1 protein-coding gene is annotated in these 316 nt (G+C 62.7%); it reads right to left on the bottom strand.

Annotated elements, in window-relative coordinates:
- Positions 1–43: 43 nt before the first annotated feature.
- Positions 44–316, bottom strand: a 273-nt coding sequence (locus tag EN807_RS34015) for a peptidase inhibitor family I36 protein (protein ID WP_135938055.1), incomplete at its 5' end; no start/stop codon positions are given.

Here is a 316-nt window from a genome sequence, read left to right as displayed (position 1 = left end):
CTCCGCTTGACGTCGGGCAGTCTTGGCTCAGATCACGGCCGGCTCAATACCGCTCGCCGCAATAGCATTCGGCTGATGAGGTGCGATCGTTCCAGCCGGTATTGCTGAAGTCGCGGACCCTGCGATTGAGCTCGATCGACCGGCCTCGCATCCTCGTATCCGAATAGGCGACGAGGGTGCAGCCGCGGCTCACGATCACCGAGGAGACGCGATCGTTCCAGAACTGGCCGCCACGAAAGCTCACCGAATCGTCCGCCCCCAATTCCAGCGCGCGGCCGCGAAAATTCGAGTGCTCGAACATGACGCAGCCCGCATC

Origin of the sequence: Mesorhizobium sp. M5C.F.Ca.ET.164.01.1.1 (genome assembly GCF_004792125.1) — a bacterium.
In the GTDB taxonomy this organism is placed as follows: Bacteria; Pseudomonadota; Alphaproteobacteria; order Rhizobiales; family Rhizobiaceae; genus Mesorhizobium; species Mesorhizobium wenxiniae.
The sequence above is the reverse complement of the archived record's forward strand: the minus strand, read 5'-3'. Positions and strand labels throughout refer to the sequence as shown.